This window comes from Rhodococcus sp. HNM0569, assembly GCF_012726205.1.
Lineage (GTDB): Bacteria > Actinomycetota > Actinomycetes > Mycobacteriales > Mycobacteriaceae > Rhodococcus_F.
Genome location: NZ_JAASAE010000005.1, coordinates 220,542 through 236,220, shown reverse-complemented (window position 1 = coordinate 236,220; position 15,679 = coordinate 220,542). Strand labels below are relative to the sequence as shown.

The window sequence follows — 15,679 nt, the reverse complement described above, 5'->3', positions numbered from 1 at the left end:
CAGGCATTCCGTCCAGCGCGAAAAGTCGTCGCGATCGGTTTAGAGTCCGTTCACCTCGTGCACGGCGGTGGTGCCGCTCGTCACGTGTCACAACTGAACCCCTATCCCGGAGGACCTGCGTGGCGTCACCACCGGAGCGGACCCGCACGGAACCGCACACCCGCCGCATCGGCGCGGCATTCGTCATCGCTCTGCTCGGCATCCTCGCCGCACTCGTGTCGGCGCCGGTGCTGCTCGGTTCGACCGTGCCGGGTTCGGGGCCTCCCACAGCATCGGCACAGCCGATCGAGCCACCGCCATCGGCTCCGCCCTCGCCCACCGAAGGCGGCGTGCCGGTGAGCGGCAGCCTCAACAACGGCGGCGAGCGGCTCGAAGGTGTCACGGTGCGGGCGCTCGACGACACCGGCACGGAGATCGCGTCCACCGAATCGGTGGCAGCCGGCAAGTGGGAGCTGTCCGTTCCTCCCGGCAGTTACACCTTCGAGGTCGCCGAGGACACCCTGCCCGACGGCGTCAGCGTGCAGGGCGCCGTCGAACGCACTGTCGCTGCGGGCAAGATCAACGCGGTGGTGTTCTCCTTCGGCGAGGCGCGCACCGGCAACGCTGTTCCGATGTGGGAGAAGGTGATCCGGCTCCTCGTCGACGGCCTCCGGTTCGGTCTCGTGATCGCGATCGCCGGCGTGGGGCTGAGCCTGATCTTCGGCACCACCGGGCTCACCAACTTCGCGCACGGTGAGCTCGTCACGCTCGGCGCCGTCGCAGCATGGGTCTTCAACGTCACCGTCGGCATCCAACTGATCCCGGCAACGGTCCTCGCCGTACTCACCGGCATCGCGATCGGCCTGATCGCGAACCTCGGTATCTGGAAACCGTTGCGAAGACGCAAAACCGGGCTGATACCGCAGCTGGTCGTCTCGATCGGCCTCGCGATCGCCGTCCGCTACCTCATCCTGATCTTCTTCTCGGACCGCTCGGAGCCCTTCGACGACTACCAGGCGCAGGTGCAGCACGAATGGGGCCCGTTCGCGATCACGAACGTCAACATCGCGACGATCGTCGTGAGCATCGTCGTCCTGGTGGGCGTCGCACTGCTGCTGCAGAAGACGCGCATCGGCAAGGCGATGCGTGCGGTCGCGGACAACCGGGATCTCGCCGCATCCTCGGGAATCGACGTCGAGCGGGTCATTCTCGTGGTGTGGGGGCTCGGTGGCGGCCTGGCGGCACTCGGCGGGGTGCTGTTCGGGTTGTCCGAACTCGGGGGGCGCGTGCAGTGGGAGATGGGCTTCAAGCTGCTGCTGCTGATGTTCGCCGGCATCACCCTCGGCGGCCTGGGCACCGCGTACGGCGCCCTGCTGGGCTGCGTCATCGTCGGTGTCGTCGTGCAGCTGTCGACGCTCGTCCTCGACCCGGACCTCAAGTACATCGGAGGCCTGCTGATCTTGATCCTCATCCTCATCGTCCGCCCACAGGGCATCCTCGGCTCGCGGCAAAGGATCGGGTGATCGGCCATGGACATCGTTTCGGCACTCCAGGTGTCGTTCGCACAGTTGATCGGCCCGTCCGCCGTGTTCTACGCGCTGCTCGCGATCGGACTGAACCTGCACTTCGGGTACGCGGGTCTGCTCAACTTCGGCCAGATCGGCTTCGCGCTGCTCGGCGGCTACGGGGTCGGCATCATGACCGTCACCTATCAGCAGCCGCTGTGGCTCGGCATCCTCGTCGGGCTCGCGGCGTCCGGCCTGCTCGCCGTCGTGCTCGGCATACCGACTCTGCGGTTGCGCGCCGACTATCTGGCGATCGCCACGATCGCCGCGTCGGAGATCCTGCGGTTGATCTTCCGGTCCACCGCGTCGGACTCGGTGACCGGCTCGACGAACGGCCTGTTCGGTTTCGCGGGCCCGTTCACCGACCTCAGCCCGTTCGACTCGGGCAAGCAGTACTCCTTCCTCGGCGTGAAGTTCTACGGCGACGACCTGTGGTCGATGGTCGTGGGATGGACGCTCGTGCTGGTGTTGTGCGGGTTCGTGTACCTGCTCAGCCGCAGTCCGTGGGGCCGGGTACTCAAAGCGGTACGCGAGGACGAGGACGCGGCGCGGTCGCTCGGCAAGAACGTCTTCGTCTACAAGCTGCAGGCGCTCGTGCTGGGCGGCATGATCGGCGGCCTCGGCGGCGTGTTCAACGCGCTGCAGACGAAGTCGATCAACCCCGACTTCTATTCGACGGCCCAGACCTTCTTCGCGTTCGGCGCTCTCATTCTGGGCGGCGCCGCAACGGTGTTCGGTCCGGTCGTCGGTGCGATGCTGTTCTGGTTCCTGCTCGCGATCCCGGACGCATTGCTGCGCCAGGCCATCGCCGGCCCCGATCCGCTGCTGAATCTCACCGAGCAGCAGGTGGGTGCCGTGCGCTACGTACTCCTCGGCATCCTCATCGCGGTCCTCATGGTCTTCCGCCCACAGGGCATACTCGGCAACAAGCGGGAGGTGCAACTCAATGCCTGAGTCCCACACCGATACCGGGCCCGCGTCGAGCGGCGGACGCGTGACCCTGAGCGCACACGAACGCGCCGAACTGTTCGCGACGGTCCCACCCGAACCCGGCGCCGCCAAACCCGATCCGGTGCTGGTCGCGTCGAACCTGACGCGCACATTCGGCGGCCTGACGGCCGTCGACGTCGCACACCTCGAGATCCAGCGCGGCGGCATCACCGGCCTCATCGGCCCGAACGGCGCGGGCAAGACCACGCTGTTCAACCTGCTCACCGGCTTCGACCGCCCGGACAGCGGCACATGGTCGATGGACGGCACAGCGCTGGGCAAGCTGTATCCGCACCAGGTGGCACGGCGCGGCGTCGTGCGCACCTTCCAGTTGACGCGGGCGCTCTCGAAGCTCACCGTCCTCGACAACGTGCGCCTCGGTGCCCGTGCGCAGCGCGGCGAGCACATGGCACGCGCGCTCATGCCGTGGACGTGGCGCGCTCAGGAGCGCGAGATCACGGCGCGCGCACGGGAAGTGCTGGCACGGTTCCAGCTCGACGCCAAGGCCGACGACCTCGCCGGGTCGCTGTCGGGCGGTCAGCGCAAGCTGCTCGAGATGGCGCGTGCGCTGATGACCGAACCGACCGTCGTGATGCTCGACGAGCCGATGGCAGGCGTCAACCCGGCGCTCACCCAGAATCTGCTCGAGCACATCAAGTCGCTGCGCGACGACGGCATGACCGTCGTGTTCGTCGAGCACGACATGGACGTCATCCGCGACATCAGCGACTGGGTCGTCGTCATGGCGCAGGGCACGGTCATCGCCGAATCTCCGCCCGAGGCACTCGGCGACAACCAGGCCGTCGTCGACGCCTACCTGGGCAGCCACCACGATCAGGCACTCGAGTTCGACGAGCAGGGCAATCCGGTGGGCGCGACGGCCGTGCTCGCGGAACGGTTGGAGCAGGCCGAGATCGCCACCCTCGAAGCCGGTGGCGACCTCGCCGAGCCCGAGGTCACCGTCGATTCCGCACTCGGCCGTACGCCGCCCGAGTCCGACGAGGAGAGCAGGAAGTCATGACCGACTCCGAAGCGACACCCGCCGATTCCACGCCCGCCGACTCCGCGGGGCCGGGCCCGACGCCTGCCGAGCGCGCCGCCACCCGCGATGCGCACCGGGAACTCGCCGAGGACGCCTTGGTGCGGGCCGACGATCTCGTCGCGGGCTACCTGCCGGGCGTGAACATCCTGGAGGACTGCAACTTCTTTCTGCGCGACGGCGAGATCGTCGGCATCATCGGGCCCAACGGTGCCGGCAAGTCCACCCTGCTCAAGACACTGTTCGGGCTCATCCCGGTGCGCTCGGGCACGGTCACCCTCCGCGGCGACGACATCACGTCCAAGCCCGCGCACGTGCTCGTGCAGAAGGGCCTCGGCTACGTGCCGCAGACGAACAACGTGTTCCCTGCGCTCACCATCGAGGAGAACCTCGAGATGGGAATCTATCTGCGGCCCAAAAAGTTCGCCGAACGATTCGCCTTCGTGAGCGAGCTGTTCCCCCTGCTCGCCGAACGCCGCAAGGTCAAAGCGGGATCACTCTCTGGTGGCGAACGGCAGATGGTCGCGATGGGCCGCGCGCTGATGATGGATCCGTCGGTGCTGCTGCTCGACGAGCCGTCGGCCGGGCTCTCGCCGATGTTCCAGGACGAGGTGTTCATCCGCTGCAAGGCGATCAACGCGGCAGGCGTCTCGGTCATCATGGTCGAGCAGAATGCGCGACGCTGCCTGCAGATCTGCGATCGCGGCTACGTCCTCGACCAGGGCCGCAATGCCTACACCGACACCGGACCACGGCTCATGAACGACCCCAAGGTGATCGAACTCTACCTCGGCACGCTCGCCGGCAGCCGCGAGAAGAAGTAGCCGCGAGAAGCGGCTCCACAGGAGGCGGGGCGCCCCGGCACCAGCCGGGGCGCCCCGCATTCTCGGTGCGCGCTCACTCGCCGACGACGATGTAGTCCTCGGTGCCCAGCGTGTTCTGCGCGTCGAACTTCAGATGCCCGTAGGACCCGATCGACGGCTCCCCCGCGTCTGCGAAGTCGAGTTTGCCGGTGATGCCGTCGTAGTCGATGTCGGTGCCTGCCTGCACGAGCGGAAGGCACTCGGCATAGGACGTGCACGTCGTCCCGTCCTTCGTGACACTGTTGATGTTCGCCGCGATGTCCACGCCCGCAGTCGATTTCGCCTGTTCGGCAGCAAGCGCGAGCACGACCGTCGCATCGTAGGACTCGCCCGAGTAGTTGAAGTCGACGAGATTGGGGTCGACCGCCTTGACCCGGGCCTGGAACTCGGGGCCGACGTCGGTGAGTGGCGTGGTGCCCTGCATGCCGTCGAGCAGGCCGGGAGCGACGGCGTCGCCGAGCGCGTTGCCCATGTTGCCGTCGACGCCGTACACGGCGGTGCCGTCGGACGGGCCGATGCCGACCTCGTGCATGCGGGTGATGATGCGCGACGACTCGTCGAAGCCGATGACGGCGACGGCGTCCGGGCCGAAGTTCTTCACCTGATCGATCTCGGCGTTGTACGACTGCGCGTTGGGGTCGTACACGATCTTCTGCACCTGGTCTTCCGCGAGACCCGCGTCGACGAGATTGTTCTGCAGGTTCTGCGCGAGGCCCGTGCCGTAGGGGTCGTTCATCGCCAGGATCGACACGCGCTGGCCACCGTCGTTCGAGATGAGTTGCGCGAGCGCCTGCGCCTGCAGCACGTCGGTGGGCGCCGTCCGGAAGTACTGCCCCTTGTCGGGATAGCAGATGAACTGGTCGGAGGTGTTGGCCGGCGAGAACATCACGACGCCCGCGCTGGTGATCTTGTCGATGACCTTGAGCGACACCGACGACGACGCGGCGCCGACGATCGCCTGGACTCCTGCCGCGAGTTCGCGGTCGACGGTGGCGTTGGCGGTGTCGGTGGTGGTGTCGCCCGAGTCGCCGGGCACGATCTCGATCGGCTGGCCGAGCACACCCCCCGCGCTGTTGACGTCCTCCGCTGCCAGTCGCACCGCCGCGATCTCCGGCGGGCCGAGGAAGGCGAGGCTTCCGGTCTCGGGCAGCAGCGTGCCGATCTTGAGCGGCGTGGTGACGGGCGTGGCGCCCGCGGTCGCCTCTTCGGGCGTGCAGTCGGTGTCGACCGTGCTCTCGGCGGCGGCCGACGAGTCGCCACCACCCGGGGCCGCGGCATCGTCGCTGTCGTCGGAACTGCAGCCTGCGAGCGCGAGCGATGCGGCGGCGAGGACCGCGGCACCGCGCACGAGGGACCTTCTTGCCATCCAACTCTCCTTGTTCGACGGGTGCGAAGGCCGGGAGGCGAAGGAAACCGTCACGGGCTCCCCTGACCACCGACTTCCACTGTGGGAGAGAACGGTAGCGCTATATACGCCGTCGCGACTTCTCAGAAGGGCGTCGTGACGGTACTGTGACCTGACGGGCGCGATTGTTAACGCGGCCTTAGCAATTGCCTGCCGCGGCGGTTGCGCGCGCTCACTCGCCGGGCGGGTCCGCCAGAGTCTCGATCACGATCTCGGCGACGGCCTTCATCGTCGACCGGCGGTCCATCGCCGCGCGCTGGATCCAGCGGAACGCCTCGGGCTCGGTCATCGCCTGGCGTTCCATGAGAACGCCTTTCGCGCGTTCGACCAGCTTGCGCGCCTCGAGCCGGCCGGACAGATCGGCCACCTCGTGCTCGAGTGCCGTCACCTCACGGAACCGGCTGGTGGCGAGCTCGACCGCGGGCACGAGGTCGGCGATCGAGAACGGCTTGACGAGATAGGCCATCGCCCCCGCATCGCGGGCCCGCTCGACGAGCTCGCGCTGGCTGAACGCCGTGAGAATCACGACGGGCGCGATGCGCTCGGCCGCGATCTCCTGCGCGGCGTCGATGCCGTCGCGGCGCGGCATCTTGATGTCCATGATGACCAGATCCGGCGACAGCGATGTCGCCAGTTCGACGGCCTCCTGACCGTCCGCGGCCTCGCCGACGACGTCGTAGCCCTCGTCCCGCAGCATCTCCACGAGATCGAGACGGATGAGCGCTTCGTCCTCGGCGACCAGAACTCGGGTGGGGGGCGTCACCTGCTGCGGCTGCGGAGCGTTCATGGTCACCATTCTCCTCTGCGACGACGGTCGGCCACGCTCCGCCCGGGCGGGCCTGCCCGACGAGCGATGGTTGGAGGGTACCGGTGGTTGACTCCGCGAGCCGATCTTCTACAGTAGGCGACGCACCACCGCGCGCCCTCGTATCCCAATTGGCAGAGGAAACGGATTCAAAACCCGTACAGTGTGAGTTCGAGTCTCACCGAGGGCACCAGAGCGTCGTTGTTCAAACCAGCGACGTTCCCGGTTTGATCCGTCCCGTTTCCGCCTGTTGTCTGGCGGGCGAGGGCGGTGGCCTGGACTTCGGGGTTGAGCAGGGTGTCGAAGGGCACGCCTGGTTCGGCGTCGATGGCGTCGATGGCGTCGTCGTCGGTGACGGTGAGGCGTTCGAAGAAGGCCTGGTTGGCGATGCGGCGTAGCGAGTCGTCGATGCTCATGTAGATCGCGTGGGCGTTGCCTGCCAGGGCCAGGCAGTCATCCAGGTGGGCGCGGGCTTGGTCGTACTCGATCTCGCTGGCCTCGATGCGGGAGTCGAGGAACGCGATCTGTCGGGCGATTCGGTCCTGTTCGGTCTTGAGCAGGTCCAGTGGCACGGCTCCGGCGTAGTGGGCCTGGAGTAGCTTGGTGCGCTCGTCGTCGAGGCGGTCGCGTTCGGCGACCTGTGCTTTGCGTTCGGTCTTGGCGGTGGCGAAGAGCCGGTCGAACTCGCTGGTGATCAGCTCGCGCAGCGCGGTGACGATGTGGGCGGGTATCTGCACACGGCGGTAGTGGTCCTCGACCGCGGCCTCGACGTCGGGCACGAACATGGACTTGCGGTCGCAGTTGGTGCGCTTGGAGTGTCTGCCGGCGCAGATGAAGTAGGGGTAGATCACTCCGCTGCGGCTGCGGGCGTTGGAGAGAATCAGGCGGGAGCCGCAGGTGCCGCAGAACACGGTGCCTTTGAGGTAGTGCTCGTGGGCTTGGGTCTTCTCGCCGGAGGCCTGGTGGGCGGCGAGCACGGTCTGCACCCGGTACCAGACCTCGGAGGCAACCAGGGGTTCGTGCAGGCCGTCGTAGGTCGCGCCTTTGAACTGCACGTCACCCTTGTAGTACGGGCTGGCCAGCATCCGGTGGATCGAGGACAGCGCTGGGGACTTGGCGGGCCGCTTCGGTGTCGCCACGGTGGTCAGACCGCGGTCGATGAGTTCATCGCGCAGCGTCGCCACCGAGTAGTTCCCGGTGGCGTAGGCCTCGAAGGCCCACCGGATGATCGGGCCGCGGTGCGGGTCGATGTCGATGGTGCGGACCTCGCGACCGAGTTCGTCGCGGCGGGTGACGTTGAGGTAGCCCATCGGGGCCTTGCCGTTGGTGCCGCCGGTGACTGCCTTCTGGTTCATGCCCTTGGAGACCTCGTTGGCGAGGTTGCGGGAGTAGAACTCCGCGATGGTGGACATGATCCCGTGCAGCAGCATCCCGCTCTGGGTCTCGTCGATGTTCTCGGTCGCCGAGACCAGCAGGACGCCTGCTTCTTTGAGGGCGAGGTGGATGGCGACGTCGTCGGCGCGGTTGCGCGCGAGCCGGTCGACCTTGTGGACGATGCAGTAGGCCACCGGGTGGGTCTTGACGTACTCGATCATCTGCATCAGCGCGGGCCGGTCGGCCTGGCGGGCGGACTCGCCGGCGTCGACGAACTCCTCGACAATGACCGCGTTGACCTCCTGGGCCTTGCGCAAGTTCGCCTGACGTTGAGCCGGGATGGAGAAGCCTTCGTCCTGGCCGCCCTTGGATGCCTGCTCCTTGGTCGAGACGCGCAGGTAGGTCACCGCCAGCGTCGTGGTCGCACCGATCTGATCGGGCGCCGTCGCCAGCGGAGGGTGTGTGGTGCTCATGGGTCGTGTTTCCTTCCCCAACAGGTGGGGCCAACACGAGAGCGCGGGGCTGCTCGTGCGGTGCGACGTAGGAAACAGACACGACCCGTGCCGTCCGCTTGTGGACGGGCTGGGTAGGCCACGAAGGGCTAATGAACAAGACGCCACACCACGACCACCTGGGTGGCCGCTGGCATGCGTACGCTTACGATTCTACGCCCTGGCCACCAGTGGGCTCAGGAGGAATCTCCTGCCCGGCGTTCTCCCGTTGTTCTTGTCGGGCGCGGGTCTGGGCCATCCCGATGAACACCTGGGCGAGCTTGTGCAGGTCGGGGCTGGGACGCAACTCGGCCTCGACGCGGTAGTCGCGCATCCGCTCCGGGGGGACGCTCGGGCTTTCGGCCCCGGTGGTCATGGCAGCTCTCCGGTGCCGAGGTCGAGTCCGGCGAAGAACGCGTCCTCGGCTTCACGGCGGGCCTGAACCTGCTCGAACACGTGCTGCACGAAATCCTCACCGCGGTCGGCGATCGTGATGTCCTCGATCGCGGGGGCTGGTTCCTCGCCAGGCCAGACCGCCTGCCGGGTGGGCCGGTCATGATCCAGTCGAGTGCCCGAGGCGGCCACCCAGTCACGCAGCCGAGCACGAGCGTCGGCGAAGTCACGGTGCCAGCCGATCGCAGCCGAGGCGTTCTGCTCGGGGTCGTAGGCACCCAGCCAGTGCAGATGCAGCGCTGACAGCTCCCACACCAGCTCGGGATGGCGGTGCCAGAACGGCGGCAGCACGCTGACGGGCAGCCCGTAGGTGCGGCGCAGCCACGCGACCCAATCGTTGAGTGCGAGCCACTCGGCTTCCAGGTCGTCGGCGCTCAGCAGGTTCCAGTTCACCGGATGCGGCGCCGATGGCGTGTCGGCATCGTCGAAGCTGTCCACGTCATCGGTGTCCGGCGTCTCGTCAGCGTCCGCCCAGTTCTCGATGTCGTGGAAGTCCTCGCCGGACGTGTGCTCGTTCGGAGTGTCGTCGTTCATGCTCGTGTCTCCTCCTGCGGTCACAGGCCTATGTGTGGCGTGGCGTGCTGGGACTGCGGTGCTCGCCGCAGGGCCTGTTCGATGGCTCCGCACCGCCCTGCGGCTTTGCCGGAGTCGGGATGGGCCGGTTGAGGGCGTTCTTGGCGTCCTGCTCCGAGCCAATCGCGTGGTACATGTCGAAGCCCACGAAGTTCAGGAACTTGTAGGTCATGTAGGGGGCGAAGGCGGCCATCGCCATGAGCACGATCCCCGCGACCGGGTCAGCCACTGATGCCAGGTCCCCGTCTATGGGTGCGGAGACTTGGGTGATGGCGACCAGGAACATCACGACCAGGACGAGCTTGGAAACGATCAGGGCGATGACGAACATCGCCCACTTGCTGATCCACCCCTTCGTCGCATCCCACGACGCCCCAGAGAACGCCAGCGGCGCGAGCACGATCGCGACCAGCAGCAGCGCCTTCCGCACCAGAAGGCTGAGCCAGACGATCGTGGCTGCGCTGATCGCGAGACCGGCGAGGAAGATCGTGATGATCGCCCCGACCCCGGGTGCGGCGATGTTGATCCCGACGAGGCCGGCAGCGAGGAGGGTGATCTTGTCGCCCATCGACTCGGTGGTCTCCCCGGCGGCCTGGATGATGCCGATGCAGAGCTGGTCGACGATCTCCAACAGCAACGCGGTGAGGGTGATGACCACGAAGCTCCTGAGCACCGATTTCGCCAACCCGAGGGCGGCACGACTGAGGGCGGTGGGGTCGCGTCTGATGAGGCCGGTGATGAGCTGGAGGCAGAAGAACAGCAGCATCACGAACACGGCGATGCCGAACAGGATGTTGTAGACCGCCACGTACTCGTCGCTGGTGACGTCAACGAGGGTGGTGGTGTCGAACACCGACCACACGGCCTCGAACAACCAGCCCGCGGCGGCGCCCATCGCGCCGGCGAGCCAGTCGAACGGGGCGGAGACCAGGCTGGCGGCGGCTTCGCCGGCGGTGTCGCAGACGGTCGAGACGAGGGGGATATCGCACACACCCACGGCAGATCACTCCTTCAACGAGCAGAGTCGAGTGGGTGGGGTCAGACCTGTTGGCCGACGTCCCAGAAGAAGTTGATGAGCGTCACCGACGCCCCGCAGATCACGGCGGCGCCGCAGCTCACGAGGACGCCGATCTTCCCCCTGCCCGCCAGGTGAGGGTTGGAGGAGTTGGCGCCGAAGCCCCACACGATCGCCGAGATGATCAAGGCCAGGACGGAGAGGATGAGGCCGACCGTCATGACCGCGCCGACGATGGTGCGGAGCTGGCTGATGCCGGGCAGGCCGGAGTCGTTGGGGTCGATGTTGATGTCCATCGGCAGCACGGCCGGCAACGTGGTGGCGGCAGCGGCGGTGGTTTCGGTGATCAGGCTCAGGACGGTCATAGCGGGGTGCTCCTTCGGGGCGTCGGCGAGATGAGCGTTCTCGTCGATCAGGTGCACCGCCCGCCCCACACGGGCGGAGCCGATGAGGGGTCGGCTGGTGGGGCGTGATTCAGAGTTGCTGGCCGAGGTCGATCAGCCAGTTCAGCCACGCCACCCCGCCGCCGGCCAGGACCGCGGCGCCCAGGGCGGTCCAGGCGCCGATCCTTGCTTTGGTAGCGGCGGCGTGGTGGCCGTTCGCGGTCGACAGCGCCCACACGATCGCGCAGACGATCAGCATCAGCACCGCGATGATGAGCACGAAGGTCAGCAGCGCGCCGATGACCTCCCGCAGGTCACCGATCCCTTCCAGGCCCTCGAAGTCGGGGAACACATCCATGCCCGATCAGCTCCCGGCCCGGACGGTGACATGGAGGTGGTCGGCGTGCGAGCCCGTGATGCTGTCGGGATCGTGCATGCCGCCGCCGTCGTAGGGTCGCCAGCCCTCAGCGTCGCGGGCGGCCGACCAGATGAGGCCGTCCCAGATCAGATACTCCACCCCCAGCGTCTCGGCGTGGTCCTTCATCCAGTTCGTCACCTCCCACCCGAGGTCGCGCTGCTCCGGCGTCGGGCGCTCGCCGATGGCGTTGCCGAACGTCCCATCACAGGCCCGGCCGAGTGGGTGTTCGGAGACGGTGCCGGGGCGGGGTGAGTAGCAGGACCAGCTCGTGTCGGGGAACGCGGCGACGGTCTGGGTGTAGAGGTGCAGCATCCGCGCGGTGATCTGCCCATCCGAGGTCGGATCGTCCACCATCCTGTCGGGGTCGCCGTCAAAGGGGTCTGGCTCACCACCCGGTGTGCCGTTGCTGGGATCGCAGTCGCCGTCGGGTGCGCCGGTCTCGGGCTCGGGGAGGTCCGCGGCGTCGTGGGCGTTGAGCCAGGCGGCGGGGTCGGTGTGCTCACCGTCGGTGCCGCCGAGGCGGACCTCGAAATGCAGATGCGGCCCCGTGCTGTTGCCGGAGCTGCCGGTGTCGCCGATGTGCTGCCCGGCCGTCACCTGGTCGCCGACCTGGACGTGGATGCCGTGCTCCCACATGTGCGCATACGCCGTGGCCATCGTGGCGCCATCGATCTGATGCTTGATGACGATGAGGCCGCCGTAGCCGCCGGAGAACTCCGCGACCGTCACGGTCCCGTCCGCGGCAGCCAAGAGGGGTGTGCCGTCGGGGGCGGCGAAGTCGGTGCCGGTGTGGAAGGAGTCCTCCCCGGTGATCGGATGCACCCGCGGCCCGTACTCGCTGGTGAGCACCCAGGTGCCCTCGGGCATCGGGAACACCACCCGCGACGTGCCCGCCGTTGTCGTCTGCGCAGCCGGGACCACAGCATCGCCACCAGACGCGTCCGTGCCGGCCGTTGTTGTAGTGGTGAGGGTGATCAGGATGGATTCGGCGACGGGCTCGTAGTTCCGGTACCGGTCCGGATACGCGCTGACCTCAACGGCTTGGGCGGCTTCGCCCTTGTCCATCTGTTCCCATCCGGGAATGTCCAAGAGTCCCCGTGGTGAGGGGTGGTTGGGTCCGGTGGGTCCGCCGAAGAACGCCTGCGCCTGGTGGACGGGGTCCATCAGCTCGGCGACCGTGCCCCAGCCCAATTGGGGCCGCATTTGAAACAGGCCCAGGGAGTCGTGGTCGGAGCCGTCGCCGTCATTTGGGTAGTCCGCGGACTCCGGGTAGGCGCTGGTGTTGGCGAGCATCCGCAGCGTGGACTCGGTCAGCGCCGCCATCAACGCGATCTGAAGGCCGTCGCGGTTGATCCCGTCGATGCTGCTGCCGGTCTCGATGATCGTCGCGGCATGGGTGATCTGGGTCCGGTTCAGCGTGAACGTCTCACCACTCGCGGTAGTGACCTCCAGTTCGTCGGGGACGTCGCCGACCGTGACGTTCGAGCTGCCGGGGATGGTGCAGGAGCCGGTGGCGCTCAGGGCCGGGTTCATCACCACGCCGATCCCGATCAACACCAGCGACGGGGCGAGGAAGACCAGGGCGAGGGCGGCGACGAGCAGCTTCTTCAACACAACGCGTCACCGACCTACTGGAGGGGGTTGTCGAGCTGGGACAGCCGCAGCAGATGACAGGTCTCGTAGGTCGGGCCGCAGACCACGAACACCGTGAACGCCACCGAGTGCTCGGAGGTCACCTGCTCGTCGTTCCACTGCCCGGATCGGTGGCGGGTGCCCTCGACCGTGACCGCGGCCGTGTCCTCGGCGAGCTGACCCGGCTGCGCCTGCTCGACCGCGCTCGCCCACGCGTCAGGGATATAGGCGTCGTCGATGGTGAGGTGCTGGGCGGTGGCGTACTGCCGCAACTCCAGCCAGGCATCCCGAGACGGGAGGTAGGCGGCGATGTCCGAAGCCAGCCCCGCTTGCTCTTGGCCGGTGGGGTCGCCGACGTCGAGGACCACGCTGGTGTAGTCCAGGGGCATGAACCCCGACGCGGTGTCCCACTCGAACAGCGCGGTGGCGACGTTGCGGGCGAAGGTCTCCGGTTTATCCGACGCCGCGATGGTCGGCAGCCGCGGTGTCGTGGTGGTGGGGGCCGGATCTGATGGCGCGGTCACTACCGGGCCAGGAGTCTCGCTGTCGTCATCACCGCGGCTCTGGTCGGGTGGGCCGACGAGGAGGCCGTAGACGCCCACACCGGAGAGCACGAACACGACGACCGCCGCGGCGAGGGAGGCGATGAGTCGGCGGCGGATACGGGGCTCGGAGAGGTCGGGAGTCTTCATGCCCACCAGGTGCGTTCCCGCACCCAACCGACGCAGGACGAACGGGAAGGGCGAAGGTGGCCGTTAGAGGGCGCGCAGGTGGCCGCGAGCGGCCACCTGCTCGTCGCCGTCATCGCGGTCGTGCGCGGCGCGGAGTTCGTCGGCGAATCTGCTGGTGCCCTCGGCAGTGGTCAGGAACGACTCGATCTGCTCATCGGTCAGCTCGGTGGCGAGGTGTTCGGCGTCGTAGTGGGTCCACCACTGCTCCAGCTCGCCCCAGGTGAGCACGAATGCCCGCACCGGATACCGCGCTGGCTCGTCGTCGTCGGTCACCGGCCGGGGTCGTGCTGCTCGCTTGCCGGTCTTCGTCTGCTTGGCGCGGGCGAGGGCGTCGGCGGCGAGCTGATGCAGGTCGGTTTCCCGCTGCTCCTGGGCGGTCTTGGCGAGGCCGCGGACGTGACGGTAGATCGGATCGACCGGTGCACCGGAGTCGATCCGCTCCAGTTCCGCGACCACCTGTGCCCGGAGTGCGGTGGGTTGGGCGGGGTCCTGGGCGATCTGTTCGAGGTAGCCGATCTTCTCCAACGTCGCGTGTGAGGCACCGCCGGGAATCATGGTCGCAGCTTGCTTGCGCGCGTCCCCGCGAGGGCTGTCCAACGGGTCCGCAAATCTTGCGGACCCGTTCCACCTCGGCTGATGTTCGCTACTGAACCGGGTGGCCTGTTCGCGGCGGGCGGCGTCCTCGGCCATGAGGGTCTTCAGTTCTCGATACAGGGCGGCGGCTTCGGTCTGGGTGAGGGGCTTGTGGAGCACGTTGTCGTCCTGCTCGGCGAGCAGGTGGCCGAGGCGGTCGGAGACGCCGGAGCGGACCCAGATGTTGACCTTGCGCCAGCCGAGCTTCTTGATCGCCGCCAACCGGCGTGCGCCACAGACGAGCGCCCCGTCGGGGGTGATGGTGATGGGCTGCAACAGGCCGTCGCGGTCGATGGAGGCGGCGAGTTCATCGATGTTGCCGAACGCGGTCCGGTGCCGGCGCCCGACCCGGATCGAGTCGACGGTGCGCTCCAGCTCGATGTACCCGGCCGGTGCGGTCACGACCGATCACCACCAGGCTCGTGGTAGCCGGGGGCGGCGAGGGAGATGGTCAGGATGAGGTCGTCGTCGCGCAGCAGCATCGACAGGGTCTCGCCGATCAGCAGCCGTAGCAGCACACCCCGCCCGGTGCTGGTGGCGGCATACGCCGGGTGAGGGTTGCCCAACAGTGCCCGCAGCAGCGCAGTCCACGAGGAGCGTGGGATGTCGAGCAGGGCGCGGGCGTGCTTGTCGCGCCGCAGGCTCTCGTAGGCGGCTTGGCGGGTGCCGGTCTTGGTCAGTGCCCCGCAGACGTGCTCGACCCCGGCCCGGGCGGTGGCCGGGTTCCAGCCCAGCAGCGTGAACAGGGCGATGGCGTCCTCGGCCGCTGACCCGGCGGACATGCACGCCTGATCCGACCCGCGACCACCGCCGTAGTCGGAGCCCACACCGGCGGCGTCCGTCTCGACATCGTCGTTGTGGTTGTGGGAGCCGGTGATGTGGAAGGCGGGGTGGTAGTCGGTCAGGGGGTTCTCTCGGTCGGAGAACCGCTCGGGGTCGTGGAATGCCGAGACGTGTGGGCGGCGGGCTTGGTGGACCGAGCACAAGAGTCCTTGGGCGCGTTCTTCGAAGATGCAGGTGATCCGCACCGCGTGCGTGATGACGGCCCACGGGTCGCGTGCTTCGCGGGCGGCGCGGGTGATCATCACCTTGAATGCCGCGCTGGCGGCCTCCCACGGGTCCAAGCCGTGTTTGCGGGCCAGCGGCTCGTACTTCTCGGCGGTGTGAGTCATCAGTTCTGCGGCCGTCGGATCGTGGCTCCACGCTCCGGACCCAGCGGCGTGGAGCCGGTGCAGCAGGGCGCGCAGTCCGTCGCTGGTGGTGAAGTCCTCCCCGGTCGTGCCGTCGGGGGCCTGGCGGTCGTGCACGTTGGTGGTCGTGGTCATGGTCG

Annotated in this window: 16 protein-coding genes and 1 tRNA gene; 6 read left to right on the top strand and 11 right to left on the bottom strand. The window is 67.8% G+C overall.

The genetic code is table 11. The features are described from left to right. The first annotated feature begins 119 nt into the window (after positions 1–119). Genes HCA44_RS09590 through HCA44_RS09575 form a run of 4 tightly spaced genes read left to right on the top strand, consistent with a single transcriptional unit; the run spans position 120 to position 4,397 of the window. On the top strand, positions 120–1,502 hold the full coding sequence (locus HCA44_RS09590) for a branched-chain amino acid ABC transporter permease (RefSeq protein WP_346764653.1): 1,383 nt from the start codon (positions 120–122) through the stop codon (positions 1,500–1,502). A gap of 6 nt (positions 1,503–1,508) precedes the next feature. Next, positions 1,509–2,498: a branched-chain amino acid ABC transporter permease gene (locus HCA44_RS09585; protein ID WP_169648316.1), complete on the top strand. Its 990-nt coding sequence runs from the start codon at positions 1,509–1,511 to the stop codon at positions 2,496–2,498. Beyond that, entirely contained in the window at positions 2,491–3,555 is a 1,065-nt protein-coding gene (locus tag HCA44_RS09580; RefSeq protein WP_169648315.1) for an ABC transporter ATP-binding protein, read from the top strand. Before HCA44_RS09585 ends, HCA44_RS09580 begins: the two co-directional genes overlap by 8 nt. Further along, positions 3,552–4,397, top strand: coding sequence for an ABC transporter ATP-binding protein (locus HCA44_RS09575; protein ID WP_240945403.1), 846 nt, complete (start codon positions 3,552–3,554; stop codon positions 4,395–4,397). Before HCA44_RS09580 ends, HCA44_RS09575 begins: the two co-directional genes overlap by 4 nt. A 73-nt stretch (positions 4,398–4,470) precedes the next feature. Here the strand turns inward: HCA44_RS09575 and HCA44_RS09570 are convergent, their stop codons facing one another. Together HCA44_RS09570 and HCA44_RS09565 are read right to left on the bottom strand one after the other, a co-directional pair. After that, positions 4,471–5,802 carry an ABC transporter substrate-binding protein gene (locus tag HCA44_RS09570; protein WP_169648314.1) on the bottom strand — a complete coding sequence of 444 codons (1,332 nt, stop codon included), beginning with the start codon at positions 5,800–5,802 and terminating at the stop codon, positions 4,471–4,473. Positions 5,803–6,013: 211 nt separating this feature from the next. Beyond that, on the bottom strand, positions 6,014–6,637 hold the full coding sequence (locus HCA44_RS09565) for a response regulator (protein ID WP_169648313.1): 624 nt from the start codon (positions 6,635–6,637) through the stop codon (positions 6,014–6,016). A 125-nt stretch (positions 6,638–6,762) separates the two neighbouring features. Here HCA44_RS09565 and HCA44_RS09560 point away from each other — a divergent pair. Both HCA44_RS09560 and HCA44_RS20985 read left to right on the top strand, forming a co-directional pair. Then, positions 6,763–6,839 (top strand) — tRNA-Leu (locus HCA44_RS09560). 34 nt (positions 6,840–6,873) lie between these two features. After that, positions 6,874–7,044, top strand: a complete 171-nt coding sequence (locus HCA44_RS20985) for a hypothetical protein (protein WP_240945402.1) — start codon at positions 6,874–6,876, stop codon at positions 7,042–7,044. 1,633 nt (positions 7,045–8,677) lie between these two features. Here HCA44_RS20985 and HCA44_RS09550 read toward each other — a convergent pair. The 9 genes from HCA44_RS09550 to HCA44_RS09510 all read right to left on the bottom strand — a co-directional run bounded on the left by HCA44_RS09550 (position 8,678) and on the right by HCA44_RS09510 (position 15,674). Further along, positions 8,678–8,887, bottom strand: coding sequence for a hypothetical protein (locus HCA44_RS09550; RefSeq protein ID WP_169648312.1), 210 nt, complete (start codon positions 8,885–8,887; stop codon positions 8,678–8,680). Next, a complete protein-coding gene (locus HCA44_RS09545) occupies positions 8,884–9,498 on the bottom strand; it encodes a hypothetical protein (protein WP_206037912.1) in 615 nt (204 codons plus the stop codon). Before HCA44_RS09545 ends, HCA44_RS09550 begins: the two co-directional genes overlap by 4 nt. A 28-nt stretch (positions 9,499–9,526) precedes the next feature. Then, positions 9,527–10,534 (bottom strand): hypothetical protein, encoded by a 1,008-nt coding sequence (locus HCA44_RS09540; RefSeq protein WP_206037911.1) that lies wholly within the window; start codon positions 10,532–10,534, stop codon positions 9,527–9,529. A gap of 41 nt (positions 10,535–10,575) precedes the next feature. Then, positions 10,576–10,848, bottom strand: coding sequence for a DUF6112 family protein (locus HCA44_RS09535; RefSeq protein ID WP_206037963.1), 273 nt, complete (start codon positions 10,846–10,848; stop codon positions 10,576–10,578). A gap of 178 nt (positions 10,849–11,026) precedes the next feature. Further along, positions 11,027–11,293 (bottom strand): DUF6112 family protein, encoded by a 267-nt coding sequence (locus HCA44_RS09530; protein ID WP_169648310.1) that lies wholly within the window; start codon positions 11,291–11,293, stop codon positions 11,027–11,029. A 6-nt stretch (positions 11,294–11,299) separates the two neighbouring features. Next, the gene (locus tag HCA44_RS09525; protein ID WP_169648309.1) at positions 11,300–12,967 is read right to left on the bottom strand and encodes a M23 family metallopeptidase; all 1,668 of its coding nucleotides are present in this window, start codon (positions 12,965–12,967) and stop codon (positions 11,300–11,302) included. A gap of 14 nt (positions 12,968–12,981) precedes the next feature. Next, the gene (locus tag HCA44_RS09520) at positions 12,982–13,677 is read right to left on the bottom strand and encodes a hypothetical protein (protein ID WP_169648308.1); all 696 of its coding nucleotides are present in this window, start codon (positions 13,675–13,677) and stop codon (positions 12,982–12,984) included. Positions 13,678–13,740: 63 nt separating this feature from the next. After that, on the bottom strand, positions 13,741–14,751 hold the full coding sequence (locus HCA44_RS09515) for a ParB N-terminal domain-containing protein (protein WP_169648307.1): 1,011 nt from the start codon (positions 14,749–14,751) through the stop codon (positions 13,741–13,743). Continuing rightward, complete coding sequence (locus HCA44_RS09510) at positions 14,748–15,674, bottom strand: hypothetical protein (RefSeq protein WP_169648306.1); 927 nt, start codon at positions 15,672–15,674, stop codon at positions 14,748–14,750. The genes HCA44_RS09515 and HCA44_RS09510 overlap by 4 nt, the downstream gene beginning before the upstream one ends. Between the last annotated feature and the right edge of the window lie 5 nt (positions 15,675–15,679).